Below are 276 nucleotides of genomic sequence, written 5' to 3'. Positions count from 1 at the left end.
GTATGGATATCATTCATATGCTTACGGTAGCCGCTATCAGTCAACGCTGAGAACACAACCGCCGCTGCTAACTGACTGCCACCAAAGCCAGTCGCTATCTTTAAATCTACCAAACTCTCAACCCACTCTGTAGGCGCTGCAATATAACCACAGCGTAGGGATGCGGATAACGTTTTAGAAAAACTGCCGATATAGAATACGCGTGATAACCCATCCAAAGCCGCCAATCTCGCCGCAGGCTTAACTTCAAAATCTGCAAAAATATCGTCTTCGATA

At 46.0% G+C, this 276-nt stretch carries 1 protein-coding gene; it reads right to left on the bottom strand.

Annotation, left to right across the window (positions count from 1 at the left end; all coding sequences use genetic code 11):
- Positions 1 to 276: aminotransferase class I/II-fold pyridoxal phosphate-dependent enzyme (locus tag SB772_RS40515; RefSeq protein WP_410838586.1), on the bottom strand; the 276-nt coding region annotated here is incomplete at both ends.

The organism is Paraburkholderia sp. SIMBA_030 (assembly GCF_046535245.1).
GTDB lineage: Bacteria > Pseudomonadota > Gammaproteobacteria > Burkholderiales > Burkholderiaceae > Paraburkholderia.
Note: the sequence above shows the minus strand (reverse complement) of the source record. Positions and strands in the feature narration are given on the sequence as shown.